Source organism: Streptomyces sp. NPDC058697 (assembly GCF_042715345.1).
In the GTDB taxonomy this organism is placed as follows: Bacteria; Actinomycetota; Actinomycetes; order Streptomycetales; family Streptomycetaceae; genus Streptomyces; species Streptomyces liliifuscus.
Genome location: NZ_JBHXSU010000004.1, coordinates 547,433 through 569,675 on the forward strand (window position 1 = coordinate 547,433; position 22,243 = coordinate 569,675).

21 protein-coding genes are annotated in these 22,243 nt (G+C 71.3%); 11 read left to right on the forward strand and 10 right to left on the reverse strand.

Translation table 11 applies throughout. The features are described 5' to 3' along the window. Positions 1 to 6: 6 nt before the first annotated feature. Together ACFWXQ_RS13310 and ACFWXQ_RS13315 are read right to left on the reverse strand one after the other, a co-directional pair. Positions 7 to 378 (reverse strand): VOC family protein, encoded by a 372-nt coding sequence (locus ACFWXQ_RS13310; RefSeq protein ID WP_383942595.1) that lies wholly within the window; start codon positions 376 to 378, stop codon positions 7 to 9. Positions 379 to 435: 57 nt separating this feature from the next. Continuing rightward, a complete protein-coding gene (locus ACFWXQ_RS13315) occupies positions 436 to 1,401 on the reverse strand; it encodes an LLM class F420-dependent oxidoreductase (protein ID WP_383942592.1) in 966 nt (321 codons plus the stop codon). 119 nt (positions 1,402 to 1,520) lie between these two features. On the opposite strand from ACFWXQ_RS13315, the gene ACFWXQ_RS13320 reads away from it, so the two are divergent. Together ACFWXQ_RS13320 and ACFWXQ_RS13325 are read left to right on the forward strand one after the other, a co-directional pair. After that, the gene (locus tag ACFWXQ_RS13320; protein WP_383942590.1) at positions 1,521 to 1,763 is read left to right on the forward strand and encodes a Rho termination factor N-terminal domain-containing protein; all 243 of its coding nucleotides are present in this window, start codon (positions 1,521 to 1,523) and stop codon (positions 1,761 to 1,763) included. A 143-nt stretch (positions 1,764 to 1,906) separates the two neighbouring features. Then, positions 1,907 to 2,962 carry an SMP-30/gluconolactonase/LRE family protein gene (locus tag ACFWXQ_RS13325; protein WP_383942587.1) on the forward strand — a complete coding sequence of 352 codons (1,056 nt, stop codon included), beginning with the start codon at positions 1,907 to 1,909 and terminating at the stop codon, positions 2,960 to 2,962. Between the two features lie 77 nt (positions 2,963 to 3,039). Here ACFWXQ_RS13325 and ACFWXQ_RS13330 read toward each other — a convergent pair whose 3' ends face one another. Next, positions 3,040 to 3,402 (reverse strand): DUF6479 family protein, encoded by a 363-nt coding sequence (locus ACFWXQ_RS13330; protein ID WP_383942584.1) that lies wholly within the window; start codon positions 3,400 to 3,402, stop codon positions 3,040 to 3,042. A 93-nt stretch (positions 3,403 to 3,495) separates the two neighbouring features. Between ACFWXQ_RS13330 and ACFWXQ_RS13335 the strand changes: the two genes are divergently transcribed. After that, on the forward strand, positions 3,496 to 4,572 hold the full coding sequence (locus ACFWXQ_RS13335) for a Ppx/GppA family phosphatase (RefSeq protein ID WP_383942582.1): 1,077 nt from the start codon (positions 3,496 to 3,498) through the stop codon (positions 4,570 to 4,572). Positions 4,573 to 4,618: 46 nt separating this feature from the next. Here ACFWXQ_RS13335 and ACFWXQ_RS13340 read toward each other — a convergent pair whose 3' ends face one another. Beyond that, positions 4,619 to 6,076 carry an endo-1,4-beta-xylanase gene (locus ACFWXQ_RS13340; RefSeq protein WP_383942579.1) on the reverse strand — a complete coding sequence of 486 codons (1,458 nt, stop codon included), beginning with the start codon at positions 6,074 to 6,076 and terminating at the stop codon, positions 4,619 to 4,621. A 138-nt stretch (positions 6,077 to 6,214) separates the two neighbouring features. On the opposite strand from ACFWXQ_RS13340, the gene ACFWXQ_RS13345 reads away from it, so the two are divergent. Continuing rightward, positions 6,215 to 7,252 carry a LacI family DNA-binding transcriptional regulator gene (locus ACFWXQ_RS13345; protein ID WP_383942576.1) on the forward strand — a complete coding sequence of 346 codons (1,038 nt, stop codon included), beginning with the start codon at positions 6,215 to 6,217 and terminating at the stop codon, positions 7,250 to 7,252. A gap of 19 nt (positions 7,253 to 7,271) precedes the next feature. Here ACFWXQ_RS13345 and ACFWXQ_RS13350 read toward each other — a convergent pair whose 3' ends face one another. Continuing rightward, positions 7,272 to 8,177 (reverse strand): N-acetyltransferase, encoded by a 906-nt coding sequence (locus tag ACFWXQ_RS13350; protein ID WP_383942574.1) that lies wholly within the window; start codon positions 8,175 to 8,177, stop codon positions 7,272 to 7,274. Between the two features lie 225 nt (positions 8,178 to 8,402). Here ACFWXQ_RS13350 and ACFWXQ_RS13355 point away from each other — a divergent pair, with 225 nt between their 5' ends. Continuing rightward, positions 8,403 to 9,167 carry a VOC family protein gene (locus tag ACFWXQ_RS13355; RefSeq protein WP_383942571.1) on the forward strand — a complete coding sequence of 255 codons (765 nt, stop codon included), beginning with the start codon at positions 8,403 to 8,405 and terminating at the stop codon, positions 9,165 to 9,167. Positions 9,168 to 9,202: 35 nt separating this feature from the next. Here ACFWXQ_RS13355 and ACFWXQ_RS13360 read toward each other — a convergent pair whose 3' ends face one another. Beyond that, on the reverse strand, positions 9,203 to 9,778 hold the full coding sequence (locus ACFWXQ_RS13360; RefSeq protein ID WP_383942569.1) for a MarR family winged helix-turn-helix transcriptional regulator: 576 nt from the start codon (positions 9,776 to 9,778) through the stop codon (positions 9,203 to 9,205). Next, positions 9,775 to 11,490 carry an FUSC family protein gene (locus ACFWXQ_RS13365; protein ID WP_386268180.1) on the reverse strand — a complete coding sequence of 572 codons (1,716 nt, stop codon included), beginning with the start codon at positions 11,488 to 11,490 and terminating at the stop codon, positions 9,775 to 9,777. Before ACFWXQ_RS13365 ends, ACFWXQ_RS13360 begins: the two co-directional genes overlap by 4 nt. Before the next feature lie 162 nt (positions 11,491 to 11,652). On the opposite strand from ACFWXQ_RS13365, the gene ACFWXQ_RS13370 reads away from it, so the two are divergent. The 4 genes from ACFWXQ_RS13370 (at position 11,653) to ACFWXQ_RS13385 (ending at position 14,804) form a co-directional block, all read left to right on the forward strand. Continuing rightward, entirely contained in the window at positions 11,653 to 12,246 is a 594-nt protein-coding gene (locus ACFWXQ_RS13370) for a DUF5134 domain-containing protein (protein ID WP_383942564.1), read from the forward strand. A gap of 216 nt (positions 12,247 to 12,462) precedes the next feature. Beyond that, positions 12,463 to 13,395, forward strand: a complete 933-nt coding sequence (locus tag ACFWXQ_RS13375; RefSeq protein ID WP_383942561.1) for a M56 family metallopeptidase — start codon at positions 12,463 to 12,465, stop codon at positions 13,393 to 13,395. A gap of 66 nt (positions 13,396 to 13,461) precedes the next feature. After that, positions 13,462 to 14,148 (forward strand): phosphatase PAP2 family protein, encoded by a 687-nt coding sequence (locus tag ACFWXQ_RS13380; RefSeq protein ID WP_383942557.1) that lies wholly within the window; start codon positions 13,462 to 13,464, stop codon positions 14,146 to 14,148. A 50-nt stretch (positions 14,149 to 14,198) separates the two neighbouring features. Further along, positions 14,199 to 14,804, forward strand: a complete 606-nt coding sequence (locus ACFWXQ_RS13385) for a YdcF family protein (RefSeq protein WP_383942554.1) — start codon at positions 14,199 to 14,201, stop codon at positions 14,802 to 14,804. A 92-nt stretch (positions 14,805 to 14,896) separates the two neighbouring features. Here the strand turns inward: ACFWXQ_RS13385 and ACFWXQ_RS13390 are convergent, their stop codons facing one another. Then, a complete protein-coding gene (locus ACFWXQ_RS13390; protein ID WP_383942551.1) occupies positions 14,897 to 18,268 on the reverse strand; it encodes a S8 family serine peptidase in 3,372 nt (1,123 codons plus the stop codon). Between the two features lie 268 nt (positions 18,269 to 18,536). Between ACFWXQ_RS13390 and ACFWXQ_RS13395 the strand changes: the two genes are divergently transcribed. Next, positions 18,537 to 19,229, forward strand: a complete 693-nt coding sequence (locus ACFWXQ_RS13395) for an HAD family hydrolase (RefSeq protein WP_383942548.1) — start codon at positions 18,537 to 18,539, stop codon at positions 19,227 to 19,229. A 167-nt stretch (positions 19,230 to 19,396) separates the two neighbouring features. Here ACFWXQ_RS13395 and ACFWXQ_RS13400 read toward each other — a convergent pair whose 3' ends face one another. Further along, positions 19,397 to 19,642, reverse strand: coding sequence for a DUF2630 family protein (locus tag ACFWXQ_RS13400; protein WP_383942545.1), 246 nt, complete (start codon positions 19,640 to 19,642; stop codon positions 19,397 to 19,399). A 244-nt stretch (positions 19,643 to 19,886) separates the two neighbouring features. On the opposite strand from ACFWXQ_RS13400, the gene ACFWXQ_RS13405 reads away from it, so the two are divergent. Beyond that, positions 19,887 to 20,603: a TetR/AcrR family transcriptional regulator gene (locus ACFWXQ_RS13405; RefSeq protein WP_383942542.1), complete on the forward strand. Its 717-nt coding sequence runs from the start codon at positions 19,887 to 19,889 to the stop codon at positions 20,601 to 20,603. 41 nt (positions 20,604 to 20,644) lie between these two features. Here the strand turns inward: ACFWXQ_RS13405 and ACFWXQ_RS13410 are convergent, their stop codons facing one another. Then, on the reverse strand, positions 20,645 to 22,147 hold the full coding sequence (locus ACFWXQ_RS13410; protein ID WP_383942539.1) for an LVIVD repeat-containing protein: 1,503 nt from the start codon (positions 22,145 to 22,147) through the stop codon (positions 20,645 to 20,647). Positions 22,148 to 22,243: the final 96 nt, after the last annotated feature.

Consider the following 22,243-nt stretch of genomic DNA (forward strand, 5'->3'; position numbering starts at 1 on the left):
TTGGCGTCACTCCCAGCACAGGCAGAACGGGTGGCCGGCCGGGTCCGCGTAGACGCGGAACCTGCGGCTGCCGCCCTCGTCGTCCAGGTCGAGCGGGGTGGCTCCGAGGGCGAGTACCTGCGGCTCGGCCGCGTCGATGTCCGGCACGAGGAAATCCAGGTGCAGTTGCTGGGAGTTGCCGTCGGCGCGCGGCCAGTCCGGCGGGCGGTGGTCCGGGGCGCGTTGGAAGGAGATGCGGTGGCCGCCGGGCGCGTAGAGGTCGTACCAGTCGTCGTCGTACTGCTTGACCTCGCCGCCGAGCACGCCCGCGTAGAACTCCGCGAGGGCGGGTGGGTCCGGGCAGTCCAGGGCTACCAGGGTGTACGTGGCGATGGCCATGATCGTCCCTTCGGTCGTTCGCCCAGAGGTCCCTTCGGGGGGGCCTTCAGAGGCTCCTCAGAGGTCCTTCAGCGCGGGAAGCAGTTTCTTCTCGGCCCAGTCCAGGAAGGGGAGTTGGTGGTCGCCGCCGATCTGGACCAGGGCTACCTCGGTGAAGCCCGCGGTGACGTAGGGGCGTACAGCCTCGACGAAGGTGCCGACGTCGTCGCCGCACGGGATCGCCTTCGCGACGTCCTCGGGCCGGACGTGCTGGGTGGCCGTGTCGAAGCTCGCCGGGCCGGGCAGTTCGGAGTTGACCGGCCAGCCGCCCAGTGACCAGCGGAACTGTTCGTGGGCCCGCCGGACCGCGGCGTCCTTGTCGGGGTCGTAGCAGACGGGCAGCTGGCCCACCTTGGGCTTGCCGTTGCCGCCGTGCCGTTCGAAGGAGTCGACCAGTTCGGCCTTCGGCTCGGTGGCGATCAACAGGTCGGCGAGGCGGCCGGCGAGGGCGCAGGAGCGTTCGCCCGAGACGGCGATGCCGATCGGGGTCGGCTCGTCCGGCAGGTCGAAGAGCCGGGCGTTCTCCACGTCGAAGTGCGGGCCGTGGTGGTTGACGTTCTTGCCGTCGAAGAGCGCGCGGATGATCTCCACGGCCTCTTCCAGCATCTCCAGGCGTACGTGCGCGGCGGGCCAGCCGCCGCCCACCACATGTTCGTTGAGGTTCTCGCCGGAACCGAGTCCAAGCCGGAAACGGCCCTCGGCGAGCAGTTGTGTGGTGGCGGCCTTCTGGGCGACGACCGCCGGGTGGTAGCGGGTCGTCGGGCAGGTCACGTACGTCATGAGGGGGATCGTGGAGGTGGCCTGCGCCGCGGCGCCGAGGACGCTCCACGCGTACGGGGCGTGCCCCTGCTCCTCCAGCCAGGGGAAGTAGTGGTCGGACGTGACGGAGAAGTCGAATCCGGCCCGTTCCGCGGCCACCACGTGTTGTACGAGGTCACGGGGGCCGGCCTGCTCGGTCATCATCGTGTATCCGATGTGCGTCATGTGTTCCGAGTGGCCGGTCGGGGGTACCCGAAACGTGCCCCCGCCGGGCGGCGCCAGGAGTTGTGCCGCGCGACGGTTCAGTCCCCGGACGACCCCGGACGAGCGGAGGAAGGGAAGCCATGCCCAGGCCGCAGATCAAGGACGAGACGACCTACCAGGCGCTGCGCCGCGAGGGCGCGGGCAAGGAGAAGGCCGCTCGGATCGCCAACAGTCCGAAATCCTCCTCGCGCAAGGGCGGCAGGAGCGGCTCGTACGAGGACCGGTCGAAGCAGGATCTGTACGAGCAGGCGAAGAAGGTCGGCGTCGAGGGCCGCTCGTCGATGTCGAAGGACGAGCTGATCAAGGCTCTGCGGAACCGCTGACCGCCGAACGGCCGAACTGCCCCTGACCAGGCTCGGGCGATGCCCGCGGCGAGCGCGTGATCCCGGGGTTCCTGGGGGCTCTGCACGAGGGCGCACGGAGGCGTCGAGGAGTTGCGGCGCCTCATACGGGCAGAACGCTCCTCATGACACCGCGACTCTCCGTGACAGCCCGCACCGCGGGGCCCGGCGTCCTGCCGCCCCTTCGTCCGATTCCCCTCGGTGGCACGGGTCCCGAGGATGTCGTCGTCGACCGTGAAGGCCGCGTGATCACAGGCGTGGCCGACGGCCGCATCCTCCGTTTCCGGCCGCGCGGTCCCGCCCGTGTGGAGCAGATCGCCCGGACGGGAGGGCGTCCACTGGGGCTCGAAGTCCTGCCGGACGGGCGTTTGCTGGTCTGCGACGCGGAGCGCGGGCTGCTGCGGGTCACGCCGGAGGCCGACTCAGGGGCCGGGTCCTCTCCACCTTCTGACCTTTCACCTTCTGCCCCTTCCCCTTCCTCTTCTTCTTCAGCAGGGAGGGTCGAAGTTCTGGTCGACCGGGTGGCGGGTGAGCCGTTGCGGTTCTGCAGCAACGCGGCCGCGGCGGCGGACGGCACGGTGTACTTCACGGCCTCCAGCAGGCGTTTCGGGCTTCACGAGTGGCTCGGCGACCTGATCGAGCGGACGGCGACCGGGCGGCTGCTGCGGCTCCCGCCCGGCGGGGGCGAGCCCGAAGTCCTGCTGGACGACCTGGACTTCGCGAACGGAGTCGTGCTGGCCGAGGACGAGTCCTGGGTCGCCGTGGCCGAGACAGGCGCGTACCGCCTCACCCGGCTGTGGCTGTCCGGGCCGCGGACCGGACAGCGCGACACCTTGATCGAGAACCTCCCCGGCTTCCCGGACAACCTCTCCCGTGGCTCGGACGGCACGGTGTGGGTCGCCCTGGCGGGCCCGCGGCAGCGGCCCCTCGACTGGCTGCGCCGGGCGCCCGCGGGCGTACGACGGGCGGCGTGGCGAGCGGTCCGGCCCCTGCCGGTAAGCCCTCGTCCCGTCGCCCGGGTGCTGGGCATCGGCCCGGGCGGCCGTGTCCGCCACGACCTCAGGCGCCGCCGGGCGGGCTACCGGATGGTGACCAGCGTGCACGAGCACGACGGCATGCTGATCCTAGGCAGCCTGCTGGAGAAGGGCATCGTCGTGTGCGAGCTGCCGGGGCGGGCGTGAGGACGGCGGAACGGAACAGGGGCGGGCTGCCCGAGCCCCTCAGCGGTGGTCCAGCCGCTGAGTGATGGTCCAGCCCCTCAGTGGTGGCCGAGCCCGCCGCTGCCGAAGCCGCCGCTGCTGTTGCGGCCCCAGATCGACCGCGTCTGGTCCTTGGCGCGGCGCGAGGACACGTTGCCGTGCAGCTCGTGCGGGGTGAGGACGCTGCCGTTGTGCGGCATCTCGTCGGGCTCGCGCATCTCGCTGATCTCATGGACCGCGCCGCCCGCGGGCAGGTGAGGGTGGTCCTCGGGGCGAGGTGGACCGGGTTCCCGGGCGCGCACCCGCATCCCCCACCACACCGCGACGACCAGCATCGCCGTGATCAGAAGTCCCACCACGAAGGGGGCCGCGCCGGCCACGACTTCGTGGGGGATGGCTATCTCCCTGCCGAAGGTGTCCATAAAGGCATAGTACCCACCTATAAACACCCAAACAGGGCCTGACCGGTATTCCCGCACCTGTGTGCCGAGGGCCGCCAAGGGTACGGGGAGGGGATGCGTATGGGTGTACTGGATGTCGGCTCGAACACGGTAAGACTCGTCATCGCGGAGACGGACGGGGCCGTTCCGCTCCCCGTGCACACGGCCAAGCGCCGGCTGAGGCTCTCCGACCATGTCGAGCGGGGTGGTCATCTGCCGGAGGAACAGGTGAACCGGCTGGTGGAGGCGGTGGCGGAGGCCCGGGTGGAAGGTAGTCGATGGGGGGTGACCCAGCCCTTCGCCTTCGCCACGGCGATCGTGCGGGACGCCCCGAACCGCCCCGAGATCCTGGATCGGGTCACCGCGGAGGCGGGTGTACCGCTGCATGTGCTGCCCGGCGAGGTCGAGGCGGAGCTGACGTTCCTGGCGGCGCGGCGCTGGATGGGCTGGCGCGCGGGGCCGCTGGCCATGCTGGACATCGGGGGCGGCACGCTGGAGGTGGCGTTCGGCCGGAGCAAGCTGCCGGACTTCGCGATCTCGCTGCCGCTGGGGGCCAGCCGGCTGACCCGCGAGTTCTTCCGCGGCCAGGACCCGCCGTCGCTTCGCCGGGCCAAGCTGCTGCGTCGGCACGTGCGGCATCAGCTGCGTGACGTCGCGGCCCGTATCCGCTGGGAGGCGCCGCGTACGACGGTCGCCACCTCGCGTACGCTCCAGCAGCTGGGCCGGCTGTGCGGCGCGGCCCCGGGCCGGTCGGGGCCCTTCACTCCGCGCGGCATCACCCGTACCGACCTCCGCGTGGCCGTCGAGCGGCTGGCCGTGCTGCCCGCCGCCGATCGTGCCCTCCTGCCGGGTATCTCCCCCGCGCGTGCCGGTCAGTCGCTGGCCGGGGCGATCGTCGCGCACACCACGATGAAGCTGATGGGCATCGACGAGATGACCCTCTGCCCCTGGGCGCTGCGCGAAGGGGTCCTGCTCCGCTGTATCGAGGACGGCAACGCCGACTGGTGGGACGGTACGGCCCCCAGCCTCCGCGACCAGGGGGCCGTACCGACGCGGGTGCTCCGCCCTGTCGGGGGCGCGGACGTGAGCTCCACGGTGTCCGCCGCCGCGTCATCCGCTCAACTCTCCACCCGATCAGGGCAGTTCACCTGATGACGAGTACCGACGGTCAGGTCCCGTCCTGGTCCTGGTCGTGGTCCTAGGACACCGTGCAGGCCGTTCCGTTGAGGGTGAAGGCGGTGGGTGCGGTGTTGCTGCCGGACCAGGAGCCGTTGAAGCCGAAGGTGACCGACGCACCGGGCGCGATCGCCGCGTTGTAGGTGGCGTTGGCCGCGGAGACCGCGGAGCCCGACTGGGTGACGGTGGCGTTCCAGGCCTGCGTCACGCTCTGCCCGGCGGGCCAACTCCACGCCAGGGTCCAGCCGTTGACGGCGGCGGTGCTCCTGTTCCTGATGGTCACCTGCGCGGTGAAGCCGGTGTTCCACTGGCTCTGCACGGCGTACGTCACCGCGCAGGCGCCCGCCGGTGGATTCGTACCGCCGTCGGTCCAGCCGAGTGCCTCGGCGATGCCGTAATAGGCGGGCTTCGGCTGGAAGTTCTCGTCGTACGGGGTCGCCGCGCCGTAGCCGGGGAACACGTCGGGGATCCACGAGTCGGAGTCGGTGAAGCCCCAGACGGTGACGCCCTCACAGCGCGACACGGCGACGCAGGCGGCGGTGACGGCCTTGTACTCGGCCTTCTGCTGGGCGAGTTGGGCACTGGTCGGCGGGACCGTCGTGCGGATGTCGAGCTCGGTGATCGCGGCATCCACGCCGAGGTCGGCGAAGCGCCGGATGTTGGCCTGCAACGTCGACGGCAGCTGGCCGAGGATCAGATGGGCCTGCAGTCCGACGCCGTCGATCGGGACGCCCTGCTCCTTGAGGGACTTGACCAGGTTGTAGAGGGCGGTGCTCTTCGCGTTGACGCCTTCGACGTTGTAGTCGTTGACGTACAGCTTCGCGGCCGGGTCGGCGGCGCGGGCCGCCCGCAGCGCGTCGGCGATGTACGAGTCACCGATCGCCGTCTGGAACACCGACTGGCGGCGGGTGCCGTCCTCGTTGAACGGCTCGTTGACCACGTCCCAGTGGTCGATGCGGCCCTTGTAGCGGCCGGCCTCGGTGGCGATGTGGTCGGTCATGACGGTGCGCAGACTGTCGGCGTTCCAGCTGCCGTTGCTGACCCAGCTCGGCAGTTGGCTGTGCCAGACCAGGGTGTGGCCGCGGACCTGCTGCGCGTGCGCCTCGGCGTAGTTCACGACGGCGTCGGCGCCCGACCAGTTGAAGCTGCCGCGGGTCGGTTCGACCGAGCCCCACTTCATCTCGTTGCCCGGCGTGATCGAGTCGAACTGCTCGCCGACGATCGTGCCGTACGTGCCGGTCAGCTTGGAGGCCGTGACGGCCGTCCCGTAGTAGATGCCCTTGGCGGCGGCGAGGTCCCGCAACACGGGCGCGGCGGCGGCCTGTTGGCCCGAGCTGTCGGCCCGTCCTGAACCGTCGGCCTGCCCGGACCCGCCCGCCGTATGACCGGAGACGGCTCCCCCGATCACGAGCGACGCCGCGGCCAGGGTCACCGACGCGGCTCTGCGTAAGCTCTGGAGCTTCATGGACGTCCCTCTCATGATGGCTTCACGTCGATCCCGGAATTTCCGGAAGACTTCTGCAAAGTTTCGAGAGTGCGCCCGGAACGGTAGAGGCGTACGTGGTAACCGTCAACGGAGGAGGGGCAGTTGACCGTGGGGGACGCCGGGGAGAGTGCGATGCGGGAGGGTCGGGGCAAGGTCACGATCACGGAGATCGCGCGGGAGGCCGGTGTCTCCGTACCGACCGTGTCCCGGGTGGTCAACGGCCGGTCGGACGTGGCGCCCGGGACCCGGGCCCGGGTCGAGGACCTGCTGCACCGGCACGGCTACCGCAGACGGCCGGCGGCCACCCCCCGCACCCGTGCCGCCCTGCTCGACCTGGTCTTCAACGACCTCGACAGCCCCTGGGCCGTGGAGATCATCCGCGGTGTGGAGGAGGTCGCGCACGCCGCGGGCATCGGCACGGTCGTCTCGGCGATCCACAACCGCTCGGGCGACGCGCGCCAGTGGATGACGAACCTGCGGGCCCGCGCCTCGGACGGCGTCGTCCTGGTGACCTCCGTCCTGGAACCGGTGCTGCACGAGGAGCTGCGCCGCCTCGGCGTACCCCTCGTGGTGATCGACCCGGCGGGCTCCCCCGCGCTGGACGTGCCGACGGTCGGGGCGACGAACTGGGCGGGCGGGATGGCCGCCACCGAGCACCTGTTGCGGCTCGGCCATCGCAGGATCGGGTTCGTCGCGGGTCCGCCCCGGCTGCTCTGCTCCCGGGCCCGCCTCGACGGCTACCGCGCGGCCCTGGACCGTGCCGGGATCGCCGTCGACGCGTCGCTGATGGTGCCCGGCGACTTCTACCAGGAGTCCGGCTTCACGGGCTGCAACACCCTTCTCGGCCTCACCGAGCCGCCCACGGCGCTCTTCGCCGCGAGCGACCAGATGGCGATGGGCGCGGTCGAGGCACTGCGGCGGAGGGGGCTTCGCGTCCCGGAGGACATGAGCGTGGTGGGTTTCGACGACCTTCCGGAAGTCCGCTGGTCGGCTCCTCCGCTCACCACGGTCCGCCAGCCCCTCGCCGAGATGGGCAAACTCGCGGTCCGTACGGTCCTGAAGCTCACCCGGGGCGAGGAACTCGACTCGCCCCGGGTGGAGTTGGCGACCGAACTCGTCGTGCGGTCGAGCACGGCACCGGTGCCGGCCGGGCGGCGCGGTGGCGCGTGAGGGTGCCCTGAGGGGCGTCCTACGGAAGGTGCTCCCACCCGCGGTCCGTGCGCGTCAGCTCGTGGAACCCGGCGCCGGTCAGCCTGCCGATCGCTTCCGCGGCGCCGGCGGCCTCGTACGCGAAGAGCCTCCGTACTCCTGAGAGCCGCAGCCAGTGGGCGGCCTGGGCGAGGAGCCAGTTCTCCAGGCCGTCCACCGGGTGCTCGATGTGGAGGTTGCCGATGTCGGCGAGGCCGCCGCTGCGTGCGTGACGTTCGGGGCGGTCCAGGGCGGTGTCGACCTCGATGAAGCCGAGTACGCGCCCGTCGGCGTGGGCCGTGAAGCGGGTGCCGCACTCGCCGAGCGTGCGGTCGACGGAGACTCCCGGCAGGGGTGTGAACGACGGCAGATCGGCCACGTCGGCGATCAGGATGACCTCGGTGTCTCCCGTGTGCCGGAACCCGGCCCGTTCGTAGGCGGCACGGATGTGCGGCCAGGGCCGTGGCAGGCCGTAGACGACGGGTGCGGGGAGAGATCCGTCGGCGTAGCGGAGGCGGACGTTCCAGCGGGCCAGCTGGGCCAGACAGGCCGCCATCAGCAGATCGGAGGCCTGGTCGGAGTCCGGCCAGAAGGAGGCGGGCGGATGGCAGACGAACCAGTCGATCGCGCCGGCGTCGCGGAAGCTCTCGCCGACCTCGGTGTCGGCGCGGTAGCGCAGGAGATGCGCGCCGGCCACCACGTACCGCCGCTGCTCGGCGACGAGCGTGATCCGCTCGGCCACCCAGGGGTCGGTGATGAACTCGTCCGGCTGCCGTGTCATACCGCTGAGCACGGTGTTCACGGAGACGGAGACACCGGGGACGACAGCGGCTACATGCGCGTTGACGAGTTCGGTGAGCTGGTCGCGGTCGTCGCGGTGGAAGGGACGCACCGTGAGCGCGGGCATGCGGAGACCTCCGGATCGGGTACGTGAGGAGGCCGCCATGAGGTGCGGTACGCGGGCGAGAGTACGCCTCACCGGGTGGCGCCGCCATGTGGTTTTCCGTCGGCTCGCCGGGGCCCGTGGCCAGGACTAGCGTGCGAGGAGGGGCCTGTCACGCTCCTGACGTGCTCACGCAGGAGAGTGACCTGCTCAAGCCAGAAGGCTCGAAAGCCGGAAAGAAGGTCGGCCATGAAACTGGACAAGGCGGTGCCCGGCGGGCCCTGCTGGACCGAGCTGGGGACCAGTGACCTGGAGGCGGCCAAGCGGTTCTACTCCGATGTCTTCGGCTGGCGCCCGGAGACGGATCCGCGCGTGGAGGCGGGCGGCTACACGCTCGCGCACCTCGGCGACGCGGCGGTCGCCGCCCTGACCCCGCTGTTCCAGGAGTCGCAGCCGGTCGCCTGGAACGTGTCGTTCGCGGTGCCAGACGCCGACGCGACCGTGCGGGCGGTACGGGAGGCGGGCGGCTCGGTCGTCATGGAGCCGATGGACGTCTTCGACCTGGGGCGTTTCGCGGTGGTGGCCGACCCGGGCGGCGCGGTGTTCCAGCTCTGGCAGGCGCGCTCCTTCGCCGGCGCCGGGCTGTTCAACGCCCCCGGCGCGCTCGGCTGGGTCGAGCTGATGACACGTACCCCCGGCCTGGTCACCGCGTTCTACACGACGGTGTTCGGCTGGACCGTCAACGCCTCGGAGCACTACACGCAGTGGGGCATCGGCGGCGCCGACTTCGGCGGCATGGTGGAGATGGGCGACAAGTTCCCGCACGAGGTGCCCTCGCACTGGCTGCCGTACTTCGCCGTCGAGGACGTCGAGGCCACCGCCGAGGCGAGTACACAGGCGGGCGGCGGCGTCCTCATGGAACCGACATCGGTCCCCGAGGGCCCGCGCATCGCGGTGCTCCGGGACCCGCAGGGCGCGGTGTTCGGCGTCTACCGGGCGGGCGACGAGGGCTAGGGAACCGTCGGTCAGGGCTTGACGCCGCCGAGGTGTCAGCCGCGCGGGGCGCGCAGCCTGCCCTCCAGCTGGACCAGCAACTCGCCCAGCAGCGCGGCGAGTTCCCGCTGCACGGTGCCGTCGACCCCGGACAGGACCGCGGTCTCGTACGAGAGCTGGTCGGGCAGGATGGAGTCGACCAGGTCGCGTCCGGCGTCCGTGAGGCGCACATGGGCGACGCGTCGGTCGCGGGTGTCGCCCCGGCGCTCGACCAGGCCTCGCTCGGTCAGCTGCTTGAGCCGCTTGGTGACGGCGGCGCCGGAGGAGAAGGTCTCGCGGGCCAGCTCGCCGGGGGTCAGTTCGAGGCCGGTACGGCGCAGGGCGCCGAGGAGATCGAACTCGGGGCGGGTGAGTCCGGCGTGTCGCAGGGGCGCGTCCTCGGCCTGCTGGAGGAGCGCGGCACAGCGGTTGATGCGGCCGATGATCTCCATGGGGCCGGTGTCGAGGTCGGGGTGGACCGTCTGCCACTGCCGTACCACCGCGGCGAGGGTGTCCCCCGCGGCCGTCCCCCCGGCCGGCTCTCCGTGGACCGCGCCCCCTCTGCCCGCCGTCCGCCCGTTCGCTGCCGTCATGCCCGTTTGCCCTCCAGAACGTGCAGTCCCTGCCGTCGTACCGCAGTCGCGAGCGTACGGTGTCCGGCCCGCTCGGCGAGCAGCACCCGCTCCGTCGGCACGGCGCGCTGCCACCACTCGCCCGCGGCCGCGTCGGCCGTGGCGCGCAGCTCGACGAGCGCGGTGGTCAGCCGGCGGCGGGCCGCTTCCAGGGCGCGCGGCCCGGGTCGCTCGGCGGCGATCAGTCGCTCGGCGTGCTCGCGGGCCCGTTCCACCGTGTCGAGGTCGTTCTCGATGCGGTCTCCGGCCCGCCGGTTGGTGACCGCGACCGCGGCGACGAAGCCGACCAGCGCGCCGACGACCGTGTCCACGATCCGGTCCGTCATCAGCTCGCCGGGCTGCTGGAAGCCCGTGAACTCGGTGATCAGCAGCGCCATCGGGGTCACGCAGATGCTGCCGAGCCAGTAGTTGCGGCTGATCAGGGCCTCCGCACCGAAGTTGAAGGCGAGGCAGCACAGGACGAGGGCGGCGGGGCCGAGGTGGGCGAGCGGGGCGACGGCCGCGAAGAGGAGTACGCCGACGAGGTTGCCGACGACGCGCTGTACTCCACGGCTCCAGGTCAGCGTGATGTTCGCCTGATAGAGCGAGGCGGCGGTGACCAGGGCCCAGTACGGGCGGCCGACGCCGAGCGCCAGCGACACATAGCCGGCGAGGGCACAGCCGAGCGCGGTGCGCAGGGCGAGGGGCAGGAGCGGGCCGAGCCTGTCGGCCAACGGGCGCCTGCCCGCGGCCCGTTCGGCCTCCACACCGAGGAGTTCGTCGCCGAGGGGTTCGTCGGCCGCCGATGCCGGCTCCACGCGCGGCACGGGGCCCCTTCCGCGCAGGTCGCGCGCCCAGGAGCGCAGTCGTGCCGGGTCCGTGTCGGCGGGTGCGGCGAGCGCGATCTCGGCCCGCACGACGAGCCCTTCGAGGGCGCGTCGGGGCTCCGAGCGGGCGCCGGTGGCGAGCAGCGACTGCCAGGCTGCGTGCACGGCGGCGGCCGCGACCGCTCTGGCGCGCTCACGTCCGGGGGAAGGGGAGGGGGAAGCGGTGGGGGACGCCTCGGCGGACGCGGCCGCGGACGTCTCGACGAACATCTCGGCGTACGCGGCTGCCGCGTTCAGGGCTCGCACCGTGGCCCGGCGCTCCGGTCCGTGCGGTCGTACGAGGCCGGGGGCCATGCCGACGAGCCACGCCCAGGCGCCCGCCGCGGCGGCGAGGGCGAGATGGCCGGGGACCTGGCCGAGCGTCTGCGGGATGAAGAGGGCGGCCGAGCTGATGAAGGCGAAGATCACCGGTCCGGGCGGGCCGATGCGGGTCGCGTCGCACAGCGCCTTCTGGGCGGCGGCGAGCAGCGCGCCGACGGCAACGAGGATCACGGCGGAGGACGTGAGCGACGCCGTGACCAGGGCGACCGCGAGCGAGGCCAGCATGCCGAGCACGACCCAGGCGAGGGCCCGGGCGCGGGCCGCGTACGGCAGGTTGTGGGCGTAGAGCGCGCAGAGCGACCCGGCCATCGTGTACATCGCGAGGTCCAGCCGGCTGAGCGCCAGCAGCGTCAGGTTCGGCACGCCGACCGCGACGACCACGCTCAGCGCGGGCTTGAACCAGATGTCGGAGGGCCTGCCGACGCGCAGGACGCCCGCGAGAGGCAGTCGGCGTGCGGGGCTGGGGCTGGGTGCGGCACTGCTCATGGCAATAAGGTTAGCAGGTGTTTTACTCGTGAAGGATATCGACGATACTGCCCGCACTCCCGCACGCTCCCCCGTCTACACCCTTGCGCTTGCTTGCGCTCCGCCCTCTCCGGGCATCACTTGGAACGGACTGTTCGACACCGTCGAGCGGGGAGGTGCGCGGTGCACGGTCCTGCGTCACCGGGCTGGCTGCTCGTCGCGCTGTGCGCGGCGACCGGGGCCTACTGTCTGCTGCGGATGCGCAGCAGGGTCGAGGAGCAGCGCCGTACCGCGGGCGGTGAGGCGCTGATGGGGTTCGGGATGGCCGCGATGGCCGTGCCCGCGGCGGCTCTCGCGCCCCCGCGCTGGGCCTGGGTCGCCTACGCGGCGGTGTTCGGGGCGGCCGCGCTGCGTGCCCTGTGGGCCGCGCGGAGCAGCACCCACCATCTGCACCATCTGGTGGGCGCGTTCGCGATGGCCTACATGGCGGCGGTGATGGCGAGCGGGGCGCACGCCGGGGTTCCCGCGCTGACGGGGGTGCTCCTCGCCTACTTCACGGCGTATGTGCTGTGGACGGGCACGCGGCTGGTACCGGTCGCCGTCGCCGGACCTGGACGTGTGCCCGGACCTGGACCGGGACCTGCGCCCGGACCTCGGCCTGGATCCGGATCCGGCGGGGGTGTCCGTACCGCCGGGTGGGGCGACCGGCTGGAGCTGGCACGGGCGTGCCGGCTCTCGATGGGCATCGGGATGCTGGCCATGCTTCTCACACTCTGAACCAGAACTTCTCACGTTCCGGGCCGATGCTTCCCGCGTTCCGGGCCGGCGCCTTCCACGTTCCGGGCCGGCTCTTCTCACGTTCCGGGCCAACGGCATCTCACTCTCCGAGCGGGCATCTCCCGGCCCCCGGGCCCGCTTTACGAAACCGTGGTGTACGTCACTTGCCGCGGCAGCCCGTATCCGCCGGCGGCGCCCCGCTCATAGGCTGCAGCCATGATGGTCCCCGCGGCACTGCTGCTGCTCGGCGCGCTGGCCGCCGTCCTCGCTCCGCGGCTGCTCGCCCGGACGGACTGGCAGGACCGCGAACCGGTGGTCGCCCTGTGGGTGTGGCAGTGCGTGGTGATGGCCGTTCTGCTGTGCTGCGCGCTGTCGATGACGCTCAGTGCGGCGGGGGCCTGGCAGGCCGTCCGCGGCCATGTCTTCGCCCCCGCCCCGCATGGCGTCGTGGAGAGTTACGCGCTTGCCGGAGGCCCCTGGGCCGCGACGACCGCGGTGGCGCTCGCGCTCGGTGGTGTCTGGAGCGCCGCGATGCTGGGGCGCGAGATCACCCGGGCCAGGACCCGGCACCGCCGTCGGCGGGCCGAACTCCTCGTACGCGCCCCGGTGTTGCCCGGCGAGGAGCCCGGCAGCGATCGCCTCGTCGTCCTTGAGGGCGAGCGTCCCGACGCCTGGTGGCTGCCGGGGGCGGCGCCCCAACTCGTCATCACCACGGCTGCGTTGCGCCGCCTCAAGGGACGGCAGCTGGACGCGGTGCTCGCCCACGAGCAGGGCCACGCGCAGGCCCGGCACGACTGGCTGCTGCACTCCTCGGCCGCGCTGGCCAACGGCTTTCCGCAGGTCCCGGTGTTCGCGGCGTTCCGCGACGAGATGCACCGGCTGGTCGAACTCGCCGCGGACGACATGGCCTCGCGCCGTTTCGGCCGGCTGACGACCGCCCTCGCGCTGGTCGAACTGAACGAGGACCGGGGCGTGTTCGGCCCCTGTCCCACGCCGCACGCCCATGTACCGCAGCGCGTGCACCGGCTGCTCACTCCCCCGGACCGCCTTCCGCCCGCCCGTCGGCTGCGGCTCACGGCGGCCGCCGCGCTGGTGCCGGTGGTCCCGGTCCTGGTGACCTTCGTGCCGGGTCTGCGGGCGCTCGGTTAGCCGACGCGCAGCGCCCCGGACACCCCGGGTTCGCCTTTGACCCCACGGGTCGGCGAGGATCGGTGCATGCACTCCCCACCCGTCGACTCGCCGCCCCACGCTCCTGGTCCCGGGATCGCCGTACGTGTCGCGGCGGCTGTCGCTCTTCCCTCCGTACTGCTGCTCGTCCTGGTCGCGATGTCCTGGGACCCGCTCATCGCCCTCGACGGCGACATCGCCCGCACCACCCACCGCTGGGCGGTCGACGACCCCGACACGACGCAGACGTTCCGCATCCTCACGGACTGGGTGTGGGACCCCTGGACGATGCGTGCCGTGTGCGCCGTCGCCGTGCTCTGGCTGGTCCTGCACCACTCGGCATGGTGGCTCGCGCTGTGGCTGACGGCCACATGTGTGCTCGGCACACTGCTCCAGCAGGGGCTCAAGGCGGCCATCGACCGGAAGCGTCCGGTGTGGCCCGACCCCGTGGACTCCGCCCACTTCGCGGCCTATCCCTCCGGCCACGCGATGACGGCCACGGTCGTGTGCGGCCTGATGCTGTGGCTCCTGCATCTGTACGGCGCCGGACGCGTCCTGTGGCGTATCGCGCTCACCCTCTCCGTCGTGTCCGTCATCGGTGTCGGCCTCACCCGTATCTGGCTGGGCGTGCACTGGTCGTCGGACGTGCTCGGCGGCTGGCTGCTCGGCGTTCTGACGGTGGCGCTCGCGGTGGCGTCGTACACGAGGTTCCAGGGCACCTCCGAGCCGCGCTGACGGCGCCCTCGGGCACCACGGCCGACGCCCAGGTGCCCTAGAGTCGCCGAATGCGGCGACGGACGGGACTGGCGATGGCCGGGGTTGCGACTCTGGCCTGGGGCGAGTGGTTGAACTGGCGCTGGTCCCGGGTTCTGGTGGGGAACGGTGAGGGCGCCGCCGAGGCCGTGGTCGTGCTGGGTTTCCGCAACCCCCGGGCGACGGCGAACGTCATCAACCGATGGCGGGTCCGAGCCGGCATTCGCTCCATCGGCGCCGACAGTGCGCATGACACCCGCGTGATCTTCAGTGGTGGTGCGACCAGCGGTGGCGCTTCGGAAGCCCAGTTGATGGCCGACTACGCGAAGTCGGTGCTCGGCTTCGACGGCGCGGTGCTCCTCGAAGAGGAGAGTGCGACGACATGGGAGAACATCACGAACGTGATCCCACTGCTTGAGGGCGTCGACCGCATCAAGATCGTCTCGCAGCCGGCCCACGCACTCAAGGCCCGTGCGTACTTGCGGCGGCAGCGCCCTGATCTCGCGGAGAAACTGGTGCGTGCGGACGACTACCGCCCTGGCGAGTGGGTGATCGTCAAACCACTGTTTGCCGCGTACGGACTCTGGGCGCTCCGCGGTCGCAAGCTCAAGGCCGACGAACGGAAGATCTCGCCGTAGACGACCACTGATCCGGCCTGGTGCCCGCAGGTGCGGGTACCAGGCCGGAGGGTTCACCGGGGCCGGGCAACGGTCACCGGTGTGGGGTCACTTCACGGAGCGAGCCGGTAGGCGTTCGTGATCGTCTCGCGCATGGTGTTGCCGCCCTTGTCCTTCAGGTCCACCCGGAAGGACACGGCCTTGGCAGTCGCCGGGTGCTTGACGCTCACCGAGCGCGCCCCCTTCGCGTCGGTCGTCACGGTGAGCGGCTTCCAGGTCCGGCCGCCGTCGTAGGAGACGTTCACGGTCAGCGCGGCGACCTGCCCGGCCGCTGCGGCCGCGCCACTCAGCTTCAGCGGCACCGTGAGCGTGCCGCCCGCCGGAGCCGTCCCGCGCAGGCTCAGCTTCGGAGCGAGCCGCACCGTCGACAGCGGCAGCCTGGCCGTGGGTTGCGACGTCGGCAGGGCCGAGGTGAACGTCCACACCCCCCTCACCTTCGTACTGGTGGAGGTGTCCTCGGCGGAGCGGCTCGCCTCGACCGTCAGACGGTACGGGGCGGAGGCGGCGGGGACTTCGGTGCCCAGCCATTCCGTGGGCGGGCCCTCGTTGAGGATCCGCCCGCCTGATTCCAGCCGGGCGAAGCCGTCGGTGACGATCGAGGACCCCGGGTTGCCGCTGCCGTCGTTGAACAGCGGGATCCTGGCGCTGAGGTAGTCGCCGGTCCGCTCGGCGCCCTGCTGCTCCGGGCTCCCGGCCGCGAGATCGGGGCCGGCCACACCGGTGTTGAACCTCAGCGTGTGGCTGGAGCCCGGCTTGTAGGTCACCCATTCCTTCGTGTGGACTATGCGCTCCTCGCCGCCGGAGTTGAGCTGCGCGGCCTTCCAGGACCAGTGCACGCCTTCCGCGCTGAGGTAGTGCGTGGTGGTCTGCGGCAGGTTCTGCTCCTGCGGGTCCTGTATGCCGACGCTGATCCCGCGCTCGTCCAGCGGCGTGATGTGGACCAGGCCCTTGGCCCCGGTGACGGAGGCGCCGAAGCCGAGCTTCACCTCGGCGAGCTCGCCCCGGGTGACGGTGCGGTTGAGGCCGGTGAAGAAGCTGCCCTCGCGGTTGAAGGCGAGCCGGTAGTCGACGTTCTTGCCGGCCGCGCCGGGCGCCTGCCACACCCCGTTGAACTGGGCCCGCATCGCGTCGGAGGCCGGTCCGAGGGCGGCGGTGCGCATCGCCGGCACGCCGCTGCTGGACCAGGTGTTGGACACGCCCGCGGCCTCGTCGTCGTACCCGACGATGGAGGTGACGAGCTTCGCGGCCGGATCGGGGGCCTTCACCGCGAACGGCTTGGCCTCGCGCGAGTCGAGGGTGACCGTGGTGTCCGCGCCGACGTTCAGCACGGGCTGGACGAAGAAGCCCACCTCGTTGTCCTCGGCGAAGACCAGGCTCTCCAACTGGTAGGAGCCCTTGGGCAGCCGCTGGACCACGGTGCCGTCCTCGCTGTACGGGAGTTCCACGCGGTCGCGGAGCCCGCCGATGGAGCTGATGATCGTCGCGTAGGTGACCGGGTTCGCCCCGGCGGCGTCGATGTGCCGCACCGTGACGTCGTACGACTCCACTTCCCGTTCGACCACGAGAGCGGTGCGCACCTCCTGGCCGTCACCCGACGCCAGTACGGTGCCGCCGAGGACGCCGTCGACGGTGCCCTCGCGGGTGTCGGCGGTGACGGTGGTCTGCGCTGTGCCGCCGGCCGGAACGGTGAGCTGGGCGTCCTTGACGCTGAACAGGCCGGCCGGGACGGGGTTGCCCTCCGGGTCGGTCCCGGAGGCACTCAGCCGCAGGGTGACGGGCTGGGTTCCGTGGTTGCGGTAGGTGAGGGTCCTGGAGACCGGCTCGTCGTCGGTGTGCGGCCAGGCCTGCGTGCCGAAGTCGAGGGAGCCGGACTCGGCGACGACCACGCTCGTGGCGGCGCGCGTCAGGTCCACCCGGCCCGCGCCCTGCTGGTGGGCGTTCAGCAACGGGTTGGGCTTGGCCGAACCGGTCAGCAGCGACTTGAGCCGGGCTCCGCTCCAGTCCGGGTGCTGCTGGAGCACCAGGGCGGCGGCACCCGCGACATGCGGGGTGGCCATCGACGTACCGGAGTTGACGACGTAGTCCTCGCTCGGGGGGACCGAGCTCTGTGTCGTCAGGGCGGCGGTGATGTCCACGCCGGGGCCGGTGATGTCCGGCTTGAGCGTGCCGTCGAGGTTCGGGCCGCGGCTGGAGAAGTCGGCGAGCTGGTCCTCCTTGTCAACGGCGCCGACGGTGAGCGCCTCGGGGGCACTGCCGGGCGACCAGATCGTGCGGGGCCCGCTGCCCGAGTTGCCCGCGACCACCACGAACAGGGCCTTGTCGGAGAGTTGGGCGATGGCCTCCTCCTTCGGGTCGACACCCGGGCTGTCGAGGGAGCCCAGACTCAGGTTGACGACCTTCGCGCCCTGGTCGACGGCCCACTGCATGCCGGCGATGACGGTCGAACTGTCTCCGTTGCCGTCGTCGTCCAGGACCTTGCCGTCCAGCAGTTGGACGTCGGGTGCCACGCCCTTGTAGCGGCCGCCGGACTTCGCCCCGCTCCCGGCGAGGATGGAGGCCACGTGCGTACCGTGCCCGTAGCGGTCCTCGACGTCGGGGGAACTGGAGAAGTTCTTCTGCGCCGTCTCGACGCCGGCGAGGTCGGGGTGGGTCTGGTCCACGCCCGTGTCCAGGACCGCCACCTTGACGCCCTTGCCGGTGTAGCCCGACTTCCACATGGCGGGCGCACCGATCTGCGGCACGCTCTCGGCCAGGGAGGCCCGGACCTTCGCGTCCAGCCAGACATGGGCGATGGGCCGCGCGGGGGCGGCCTTGCCGCCTGCCGTACGGGCCTCGGAGCGGCCCGTGACGGCCGCCCAGAGCGCCGGGGCGCCGGCCTTGGGCGCCTTGAACGCCTCGCCGTCGACCGCGGGCAGCGCACGGCGCTCCCGGACGGCCACGCCCGCGAAGGGGTCACCGGCCGCGGCTCTTGCTCCGGCGCCGTCCTGCCGGTAGCCGACGATCAGCGGCAGCGTGCTGCGGTGTGCGTCGTCGTACCTGTCCTTGACCAGCTGCGCGACGTCGAACAGCTTCCGGTCGAGCACGCCGTCGGCGACCGGCCGCAGGGCGTCCTGCGGGACGACGTACGTGTGGCCGGCCTCGCGCCGCACCGAGAAGCCGATCTTCTCGCGGCCCTTGCCGCGCTTGAGCCGAACCACCCGGCCGTCGGAGTCGACGTCCACGCGGTCGCCGGTGATCAGCGTGACGGTCGCCGGAGGCTTGGTCTTCGCCTTCGACTTCGACTTCGCCGAGGCCTTCGTCCCGTCCTGCGCGGCGGAGCCGGCGGCCTGCGCCGGCTGGCCGCCCGCCGATACCGCCCCCGTGACCAGCGCCCCGGCCATCGCGACGGCCAGTGCCGCCGTTCTCGCGCGTGCTGTGAATCCCACTCGCGTTCCCCCGCCCTCGTGTGCATGCCAACGCGTCCTCCGGTATCACGCACGGAGATCACGTTCGGTTCTCGGCGGCACTCGCGAATCGCTGGAGTCGGAGGGGGGAGGGGGAGGGGCACCAGTCGCGGCCGATCGGTGTCCTTGCCAGACCGGCCCTGTTGTCGAGGGGGCTACAACTCCCGGAGACTCACGGCGAGTTCAGCGAGCGCGTGACCGGCCCGGCGTCGTCGAGGCAGCCGGAGAGGCGGCCGGTAAAGTCCCGCGCATGGCTGCCGTGTTGTTCGACTTCTCCGGAACCCTCTTCCGAATCGAATCCACCGGGTCCTGGCTGCGCACGGTCCTGGCCGACTCCGAAGTGCCCATGCCCGAACCGGAGTTGATCCGGGCCGCGAAGGAACTGGAGACCGTGGGCGCGCAGCCCGGCGGAGCCCAGCCGTCGGCGCCGGTACCGGCCGACGTGGCCCCCATCTGGGGCATCCGCGACCAGAGTTCCGAGCTGCACCGGGCGGCGTACACCGGTGTCTCCCGTCAGGTGGCGCTCCCGGATCCGGCGCTGCACGACAGGCTGTACGACCGCCATATGTCACCGGCCGCCTGGCGCCCGTACCCCGACACCGCCGAGGTGCTGGGCGCGCTGCGCGAGCGCGGTGTCGCCGTCGGCGTGGTCAGCAACATCGGCTGGGACCTGCGGCCGGTGTTCAGGGAGCACGGCCTCGACCCGTACATCGGCGCATACGTCCTGTCGTACGAGCACGGCATCCAGAAGCCGGACCCCAGGCTGTTCGCGACCGCCTGTGACGCGCTCGGGGCCGATCCGCGGGAGACCCTGATGGTCGGCGACGACCGGCGCGCGGACGGCGGAGCCGCGGCCCTGGGCTGCGGAGTGCACTTCGTCGACCACCTGCCGGTCACCGAGCGCCCGGACGGGCTGCGGCCCGTACTGGACCGGGTCGGCTGACCGAAGCCTCGCTCGACCTGGTGGGCAGGCGGAAGTCCCGTCCGGACCTGGTGGGCCGGCCGAAGTCCCGTCTGGACCTGGTGGGCCGGCCGAAGTCCCGTTCGGACCCGGCGGGCGGCCGAAGTCCCGTCCGGACCCGGCGGGCGGCCGAAGCCTCGGCGGACCCGTCAGCTCTGGTAGCCCTCGACCTGCGACGACGGGCGGGCGCGCGCCTCGTCCGGGTTCTCGCCGAACTCGGACTTCGCACGCCGCTGGCGCAGCAGGTCCCAGCACTGGTCGAGCTCACGCTCCAGCTCACCGAGCCGTTCGTGTTCGGTGGTGCTGTCGATCTGCCCGGACGCGACGGCGTCGCGGAGCCTGCGTTCGTCGTCGACCATCGCCGTGATCCTGGCCAGGATCTGCTCTTGATCCATGTCCCACGCCTCCTCGGCACTCCAGCCCACTGTAAGGAGCGGGCGGCGGCTCGGCGACAGCTGCTGGTCAGGCCCGGACGGCCGGGCGGGACAGCACGGAGGCGGCAGTACTTCCCGTCCGCCCGGGACGATCCCCCGCGTCGCCCCGAGCGGACGGCAGCCCGGAGAAAGATCCCTGGCGGGACTCGCTCCGGACGCGCTGAGTATAGTTGGCTGGCAGCCAGTCAACGCAGGAGTACATAGGATGTCCCCTCGCAGCGCCTCGGTCAATGAAGAGTTGCGGCGGCGTTCCCGCGAGAGGCTTCTGCAGGCGGCCCTGGAGCTGGTCAGCGAGCGTGGGTACGAGGCCACGACCTTGGGCGACATAGCGGACCGGGCGGGCTCCGCCCGAGGCCTCGTCTCGTACTACTTCCCGGGCAAACGCCAGCTCGTACAGTCGGCGGTGCACCGGCTGATGCACCGCACGCTGGAGGAGGCGCTGGAGCGCGAGCCGCGTACGGAGGACGGTCGGGAGCGCATGGCGCGGGCCATTGACGCCATCCTGGGCCTGGCCCGCGATCACCCGATGCTGATGCGCCAGCACATGGCGGGCATCCTGCAGGCCGAGGGGTTCATGCAGTGCCCGGAGCAGCAGCGCCTGGCGGAACTGCTCAGCGACACCATGGCCCGCTACGGCTCACCGGACGCCGCCACCGACTACCCGATGCTGCGCGCGCTCCTGATGGGTTCGGTGTACGCGGCGCTGGTGCCGGGGGTCCCGATGCCGCTGCGGACGTTGCGGGCCGAGCTGTTCCGGCGCTACCGGCTCGACTGGGAGTGCGGTGCCCCGCCGGGCGCCGAGGCACCCGACGGGACCTGCCACGAGGACCTCTCACGGTTCTTCGCTCCCGAGAGCCGCGAGCATGGCCGTGAGCACAACCGCGAGACGGACGAGGCCGACCGGACCGGCCGACCGGAGTAGTCCGGCCGGCCGAGACAGTCCGGTCAGTCGAGACAGTCCGGTCAGTCGAAGTAGTCCGGCTGCGTCTGGACGTTCAGCTCACGCAGACGCTCCCACTTCGCCGGGTCCGTACGACGGTCGTTGATCTTCAGAACGTCGAAGCCCTTGGCGATGTCGTTCGAGTAGATGTAGCCGTTGTAGTAGTACGCGGACCAGGAGCCGCCGGTGACCATGGTCGTGGTGCTCAGCGGACCGCGCTCGAAGTAGGCGATCTCCTTGGGCTTCGAGGAGTTGGTGAAGTCCCAGACGGAGATACCACCCTGGTACCAGGCCTGGACCATGATGTCCTTGCCCTTGACCGGGATCAGCGAGCCGTTGTGGGCCACGCAGTTCTCGGTGTCGGCCTGGTGACGCGGGATCTTGAAGTAGCTCTTGAAGACGAGCTTGCGCTTGTCGCCCTTGCCGACGATGTCGTAGATGCCGTCGGCGCCGCGGTTCGGTCCGGTGGCCGCGTTGCAGGTGGCCGCGCCACCGCCGCCCAACTCGTCCGTGAAGACGACCTTGTTGGCCTTCTGGTTGAAGCTCGCCGAGTGCCAGAACGCGAAGTTCACGTTGTCCTGGACCTGGTCGATGATCTTCGGGTTCTCCGGGTCCTTGATGGAGAACAGGATGCCGTCGCCCATGCAGGCGCCCGCCGCGAGGTCCTTGGAGGGCAGCACGGTGATGTCGTGGCAGCCGGTGGTCTTGGAGACGCCCGGGTTGGTGGGCCCGCCCGGGTTGCCGCCGCCGTCAGGCCCCGAACCGGGGAACAGGACGGGGAAGTTGACGATCTTCGCCTTCTGCGGGGCCTTGCGCGGCACCTTGATGACCGAGATGCCGTCGTGCGGCGGCTGGCAGTCGGGGAAGGAGGCGCTGGGCGAGTACGAGGAGACGTAGACGTAGACGTTCCTGCGCTCCGGCACCAGCGTGTGGGTGTGCGAACCGCAGGCGGTCTCGACGGCCGCGACGTACTTCGGGTTCTTCTTGTCGCTGATGTCGAAGACCTTCATGCCCTCCCAGGAGGACTTCTCGGTCGCGGGCTGCGTGGTGCTGTTGCAGGAGTTGTCGCTGCGCGAGGAGTCGGTGGAGAGGAAGAGCAGGTCGCCGGAGACGGAGATGTCGTTCTGCGAGCCCGGGCAGAGCACCTGGGAGACCGTCTTCGGGGACTTCGGGTTGCTGATGTCGAAGATGCGGAAGCCGTCGTAGTTGCCGGCGAACGCGTACTTGCCCTGGAAGGCCAGGTCCGAATTGGTCCCCGCCAGCGTGTCCTTGGGGATGTTGGCGAGGTGCTGGATGTTGTCCGAGTGGACGATCTCGTCCTGCCCGGGTATCTCGCCGTTCGCTATCGCGGCCCTGGCCTCGGCCGCCTCGCTCTTGGAGACCTTCTGCGACGTGGCCGGCGAGTCCCCGGGGTCTGGGGTCGCGACCGCCGGACCTGCCGTGAGCAGCGCGGCCAGGAGGCCGGCCGCGGTGGCGGCAACTCCCAGACGTCTGCGCCGCGTTCGGTGATTGTTCAACAGGGTCACTGCGTCCTCCCTTGTAGCCGTTCGCAGTCGAACGGTTCAGGTTCCTCCGAAGTATCGTCTTCATCATGCACAGATCAACAGGCGGCAACGCATTCG